Origin of the sequence: Streptomyces sp. AC602_WCS936 (assembly GCF_019049125.1) — a bacterium.
GTDB lineage: Bacteria > Actinomycetota > Actinomycetes > Streptomycetales > Streptomycetaceae > Streptomyces.
Window position 1 is genome coordinate 54,387 of the sequence record NZ_JAGMUF010000023.1, and the last position, 6,483, is coordinate 60,869.

Here is a 6,483-nt window from a genome sequence, read left to right on the forward strand (position 1 = left end):
AAGTCGCCACGGAGTGCCCATACATGTGGCAGGAGAGCCTGGAAGAGCGGGGTCCATCGAAGAGTCCGCCGATTGTAGGTTGGAGGAATGAACGATCACCTCGTGGGAGACGAAGCGGCTGCACAGGTGCGGGCGGCCTGGGCCCGCATCGAGACGTGGATGGCCGCGCATGCCCCCGGCTCGCTGGCGACGCTGCGTCCGGCGGCGACCGAGAGACAGATCACCGCGGCCGAGACCGAACTCGGGTTGAGGCTGCCGCCGGCGTTACGTGCCTGGTACCTGCTGCACGACGGATCCGTCGGCACCCGTACGGACGACTTCCAGGACGCCACCGACGGCTCTCTCGTCACCGCTCTCGAGTGGCGCAAGACCGCTTGGCTGCCTCCTGGTTACGCCTGGTACCAGCTCGACCGGATGGTCACCAAGTGGCAGGTTCGGACCACGCGCGAAGGCGGCGGCCATGACCGCGCCCACCTTCCGCTGGCCGTGACGGCGGGCGACACGTGGTCCGGGCTGTTCATGGATGCTGACCCCGAGCGGGCCACGTTCGGCCGGATGGCCACGTGGAGCATCGGAGCCCTGGACCACGTCGGCACGTCGGCTTTCACCCTCCCGCAGTGGTTGGAGGAGATCGCCTCCGCCCTGGAGGCCGGCCGGTGCCTGCGCGACACGAACGGCGAGGAGATGAGCGACCTGTGGCCGCATCTGGACGAGGAGGACGGCGCGCTGGCCTGGGGTGACCCGGAGGTGATGGAGGAGGAGGACTGGACAGTCCATCGCGGGCCCCGGTGACACCGGGGGGTGGTCCCCGCCGAGGGCGGGGACCACCTCTTGTGCGGGGTTCAGGGCTTGGTCATCGTGCAGACGAGGTCGGCCTTGGAGGTGTCGCACTCCCGGAACCAATCGTTGCCCGGATCGAGCAGGTAGCGGTCCTCGTCGATGAGGCGCAGCTGCCTGGCGAACTTGCCGAACGGGCTCATGGAGCCCTGGTTGACCTTGCCGGACATGGAAGACCGGCCGCAGTTCTCGGTGAACGCAGGAGGGTCGTAGCGGGTGTCGTCGAGCAGGTGCTCAGTGCCGTCGTCGGTCCGGGCGGCAACCGTCTGGATGCAGTCCGCGCCGCCGTTGGGCGCCGGGTTCTTGCCAGCGGGGATCTTCATGCCGGCGGACTGGTAGGTCGAGGCGAACGGGAACTCGTCGCAGTTCAACTCGTCGTCGATCAAGGGGATCGTGTGGTACAGCGCCGTCCTGGGGTGCGGGACGAATGTCTTGCCCGGCACCCAGCCCGTGTCAGTGGCCTTCTTCCCGCGGTACCTGCTGCAGATCGCGTCGCGGCTGGTGATGTCCGGGGCGTAGCCCAGGTGGTTGCGGCCCTTCGGAGGAATGTACTGCAGGGGGTTGCCACGGGTCTTGCCCATGCCCGTGACCCCTGACTTGTTCTGGATGAGCCAGGCGTGCGCGGCGGCGGCCGGGAAGTTGGCGGTGTTGAACTTGTAGGTGGGGACGTAGAGCTTCTGGACGCAGCCGGGGTCACCGTAGGAGGCGACCTTGTCGCAGCGCACCTGGATCCCCGCCTGGGTGAGCGGCATAGGCAGCTTGTCCTCCCAGGACCGCTTGGTGCCGTCGGGCAGCGGAGGCGGGTCGATGTCGGTCTGGGGGTAGATGACGAGGTAGACCGGCATGTCGATCGACTTGTCGCGGTCCGTCTGGCCGGTGGTCCGGTTGGTGTTGCCGTTCCAGGTGTGGGTGACGCTGCCGGTGGCAATGTGGTTGTCGTTCGGTGTGCTGCCGTTCATTCCACCGTCCCACGACAGGTCGCCGAAGAAGTCGATGTTCTTGGAGGACTGGCTGCCGTCGTCGCACCCGGTGCTGAAGCAGAACGAGTCGATCAAGGCCTCGGGATCGCCGTCGCCGAACAGCACCGCCCGTTCCTTGTCCGGGAAGGTGTTCTTGATCTGCTGCAGCTGGACCCAGGTCTTGATCTCGTTGCCGTGCAGGTCCGTCTTGGCCTGCCAGGCCAGCTCGAACTGTGCACCGTACGTGGTCGTGTCCACACCCGGAATGACCTCGGTGCTCCAGCTGATGTCTATCCGGTAGTACACGCACGCCTCGGTGCGGGTGATCAGGGACTGCTGGGTGGACCCCACCTTGGGCTTGCACCAGTCCTGTTTCACCACCGGATCGGGCGGGCTGTCCGCCATGGGAGACAGCTGGCGGGCGGCCATGTCGGTTCCCTGGGGCGAGCGCGCCTTCTGCGGAGTCAACTTGATCGTCAGATCACCGGAGCGGATCGTCTGCGGCTGGGTCTCCTCGAACGGGTACGGCTGCGGAGGGGCGCTCGGCGCCGGCTGAGGCGCCGATGTGTCCCGGTCGGGAAGCGTGATGTCGACGGCCTGCGGACGGTTGTAGTCGCGGTTGCCCGCGGTGAACCCGTAGTCCTTGATCGGGCCGACGTTGTCGGCGCGGTCCACGGAGCGGGTCTGCAGGGTGTGGTTGCCTACCTCGGCCGGCGCCAGCGAGAACGAGGCCGTGTTGCCTGCCGCGGCGGCACGGGTGACCGTCGTGGTGGGAACTGTCCGCCAGCCGGCATCGAGAGGGTCGTCGTCGTACGGGTCGATACGCCACTGGACGTCCCGGGCGTCCGACTCGCCGGTCTCGACGTCGAATACGCCCGTGACGCCCTTGTCGCCGCCGCCCCAGTTCTCCGGGTAGGTCGCCGAGGAGATGCTCTTCGGCTCGTCGGGGGCGGTGGTGTCGACGACGAACTGGGTCCAGGGGGACCAGTTGAGGTTGTAGTGGGTGCCGTCGTAGGCGTTGGTGCGGAACTTGTACGTGCGGCCGTCCTTGAGCTGCCCGGCGGGCACGGTCACGGACAGGGACTTGCCCTGGTCCCCGTACGGCGAAAGGAGCAGTCCTTCGCCGAGGGGGGTGGTGATGGGGGTGTTGGTGGCGGCGTCGTAGACCTGGAAGGTGCCGTTGACCTGGTCGCCGTCCGGGTCGGTGAACGTGTCCCGCAAGGTCGGGGTGGTGGTGTTCACCGCCCACACTCCGGCGTAGGACTTGAACGGTGCGCCGGCCTGCCGGTTCGTTCCGTCCGAGGGGCGGTAGTTGTAGGTGACGGTGAGTTTCGGCTGGTTGGCCGCGTTGTTGGCCGAGTTGACGCGCTTCCACTCGTGGATGTCGGACTCGCTGGACGCGCGCAGTCCCATGCCGGCGTGGTCCCACTTCTTGCCCGCCCAGTACTGGGCGAGGGTGGTCACGTCGGCGGTGATCCATCCGTCGGCTGCCGTGCAGCCCGGGTTGCCGCGCGTTGCGGTGGAGGTCGCGTACTTGGCGGCCATGGCGGGCTGGTTCGTCCACCGGCTGGAGGTGCCGGCGTTGTTCGCCGTCCACACCTCCCACGGCTGGGCGGTGCAGTCGGTGTTGCCCGAGTGGAAGTTCCACAGGGACAGGGTCGCCTTGGACACCAGTGCGTCCGCGATCGGCGCGGTGTTCCAGGTGATGAAGGAACGGGCCGTTCGGTAGGTGCCGTCGCCGTTCTTGGTACCGGGGTTGCCGAGGTCGAGTTCGGTGTCGCCGGACCAGTCGACCGTTTCGCCGCGCTGGACGTAGGTGTCGAACAGGTTCCCCAGGGCCGAGGTCGACGGGTCGACCGTCACGGGGTACTGCGTTGCCGGGTCGGCGAGGAAGGCGGCATCGGGGGTGACCACGAGGTCCACGACGCCGTTGCCCTTGTTGATTACGTCCATTCCGACGCGGGCCCGGTTCTCGTGCTTCCCGGACCGCTGGTCCACCGAGGCGTCCCACATGACCGGCGCGGGCATCGTCGCCCGCACCACGCCCGTCTTGGCGTCGGTGAAGGACACCGACCCGTCCTTGTTGGCCTTCGCGACCAGGCCCTTGGCCTTGACCGGCAGTGTGTAGGAGTAGCCGTCGGCGCTCGGCTTCTCGGCGATCTCGACGTACTGCTCGAAGCCGGTGCGGGTCGCCTCGACGATCACGTCCGCGCCCGGCACGGCCTCGTTGTACCGGGCCGTCGTGCCGTCCAGCTCCGGCTTCGGCAGGCCGCCCTTCCACTGCAGGGTCACCGCCTGCTCTCCACTGCCGAGCGTGACCAGATCCTTGGGGGCCGCCTTCTGCGCGGCGCTCAGGGAAGCCGGGGCCTTGCCGGTCCTCCCGGCCAGACGCAGCCCCTCGGGGTGGTTCTTTGCCCGCACCGCGCCGTCCGCGCCCGCGGTGAGGGTGACGTCGACCTTCTGCCACTTCCCGTCCCGCCACACCCGTTCGGGGCCGGTGGTGAGTTCGGTGGTCAGCGTGCCGTCGGGGTTGGCGACGGTGTAGGTGGTGGCCGTCGTCTCGTCGGAGACCACCACCTTCTCCCCGGTCTCCCGGGCCTGGGTGATCGCCCATGCCTTCGAGCCCTTCGCGTGCTTGGCTGCCCACGCGATGTCCGCCTCGAGGATCTCGTCCTTCGTCGGCTGGATCGCCTCGGTGGTGTCGGGCTCCGCAGCAGGTGCCGCGCCGACAGGCAGTGAGGCCCCCGCTATGAGCGCGGCCTCGGCGACCAGGAGCAGCGCAACTCCGGTAGCCAGGCGCGCTCTGCGCCGCCGTGGCGCTTGTTGTCTGTATGGAGACACGAAAGTGCATGTCCTTCCCTGTAGAAAAAATGAGACACGCGTGCGAATACGTGTCACGAGCGCAGGACACTAGGCACAAGGCAGCAGCGGGAAAAGGCAGTTATCGGCCCCGGCTGACCGGCCACCAGCCGGGTCGGCGGGCTGAGCGGGACTTCGCCTTGAAACGCGACAGTGATCACACTGGTCGTCCCGGGTAGTGGACGGGGCGCGGGCCACTGGCCTTCGTGACGACATGCCGGCACGAGATCGCGGGGCGTCCCAAGCCTGCGGACGAGCCCGTTGGTGGACCTCGCGGAGACAGCGGTCGGGCGGAAGCGTTGACCCGACCGGGCAGGCCGACCCCGCACACGGCCGGAGTGCGGAAGCCGTTGTCGGCGGCCGCCATGATGGAGGCGTGGACTACAGCCTTGTCATCGCAGCCGCTCAGGCCGCCGGCCCTTGCCCGGTAGGCGACGAGACCTCCTGGGGCCGGCGAGTGCACGCTCTGACGGTCGACCTGCACTTGATCGCCCAGCAGGCGGCGCAGGACATCGACCGCCTGGAGAGCGCATCGCGGTTCGTGGCGTTTCTGGAGAAGGTCGAGATCGAGGGGTCCAGCCGCCGGGGCCTGCTCACCCTGCGCTCCCCGGCCGGGGATACGGAGCACATCCGCACCGAGCAACAGGAGACCGACCGCGGCCGCGACCTCATCGAGCGGGCCCGCAGCCTGCAGGGCCGGTGGGTGCTGGTCTTCCGCTACAACGAGAAGGCCTCGGCGACCAAGAGCGTGCGCATGCTCGCCCACCTCATGGATCTGGGCGACGGCGCCATCGCCGTGAACCTGGCCAAGAAGATCCTGCTCGAGGACGCCGGCGGCACCGTACCCCGTGCTCAGGCCGCGTGGACCGAGGCCGGTCTACCGGACTCCGGCGCCGTCTCCGTCGAGCAGCTGCAGCAGGCACGGGCCAAGCTGCGAGACGAGTGACCGGCCCGCCGTCGGGCTGATGCCGTCACCCTTGGATTCATACCTTGTCTTGCATCCAAGGATGCCTACCTTGGATGCATGCCAAGCAATGAGAAGCCTCGCCTCATCCCGACCGGCAAGTGCTGGTGCGGCTGCGGGAAGGACGTCGGCCTGGGCAAGTTCTTCGCCGCCGGCCACGACAAGATCGCCGAAGCAGCGCTCATGGCACTCAAGTACGACGGGTCCGTCGCCCAACTGCTCCACGCCCACGGCTTCGGCTCGCACCATTCCGTCCGCCACGCCGCCGTCACCGATCCGGACTGCTCGTGGGAGAAGTGCGCCGACTGCAACTACAGCGGCGCCCCTGCCAGCATCGCCAACCACCGCAAGAAGGATCACCCCTAGGGTCTGTCCTCGCCCAGGCGATTCGCGCGCTCGGCGGCACGTGGGATCCGCAGCGCGCCATCAAGACCCTCGGCGACCACGGTCACGTGTGGGAAGACCAACGGGCAGCGGAGAAGCGGGTCCGGCAGATCCTGCGCGACCTGAGCGCGGACGGACTCGTCGTCAAAATCGACTCTCAGCGGGCCGTCTACGCGCTCGCTCAGAGATAGGGCCGGGCACGCCACGGTCCCGGACAGACCTGGGTCGCCAGGCGATGTGCCACCCCTTGGGCGACGCGAGGAGTTCGACTGACAGGATGTCGAGGCTTCCGAGAGTCCCCGTCCGCTGCCCGAAATGGGGAACATGGCAATTCGGGCCGCGGTGTACCTGGTCACCTCTACAGTTGCGTCATGGAGTTCAACCGGGGTGACTGGACCTGGGAACTGATGCTGACGAAGCGTCCTTCCGACACACACTTCTCGAAGTCGAGCACTCCTGGCGGGGAGAGCCCACTGGCGC

General features: G+C 67.9%; 4 protein-coding genes. 3 read left to right on the forward strand and 1 reads right to left on the reverse strand.

What is annotated here, in order from left to right; genetic code table 11:
- Positions 1-87 precede the first annotated feature (87 nt).
- Complete coding sequence (locus KUM03_RS11410; protein WP_217246921.1) at positions 88-792, forward strand: SMI1/KNR4 family protein; 705 nt, start codon at positions 88-90, stop codon at positions 790-792.
- 50 nt (positions 793-842) lie between these two features.
- Here KUM03_RS11410 and KUM03_RS11415 read toward each other — a convergent pair whose 3' ends face one another.
- Complete coding sequence (locus KUM03_RS11415; protein WP_308406301.1) at positions 843-4,637, reverse strand: DNRLRE domain-containing protein; 3,795 nt, start codon at positions 4,635-4,637, stop codon at positions 843-845.
- Between the two features lie 394 nt (positions 4,638-5,031).
- On the opposite strand from KUM03_RS11415, the gene KUM03_RS11420 reads away from it, so the two are divergent.
- Both KUM03_RS11420 and KUM03_RS11425 read left to right on the forward strand, forming a co-directional pair.
- Entirely contained in the window at positions 5,032-5,601 is a 570-nt protein-coding gene (locus KUM03_RS11420; RefSeq protein WP_217246922.1) for a hypothetical protein, read from the forward strand.
- Positions 5,602-5,679: 78 nt separating this feature from the next.
- Positions 5,680-5,985, forward strand: coding sequence for a hypothetical protein (locus KUM03_RS11425; protein ID WP_254399191.1), 306 nt, complete (start codon positions 5,680-5,682; stop codon positions 5,983-5,985).
- Positions 5,986-6,483: the final 498 nt, after the last annotated feature.

What these genes read in the sequence shown, in the direction of transcription:
- KUM03_RS11410 (WP_217246921.1), top strand. Translation starts at nt 88, where the DNA reads ATGAACGATCACCTCGTGGGAGACGAAGCGGCTGCACAGGTGCGGGCG.
- KUM03_RS11425 (WP_254399191.1), top strand. Translation starts at nt 5,680, where the DNA reads ATGCCAAGCAATGAGAAGCCTCGCCTCATCCCGACCGGCAAGTGCTGG.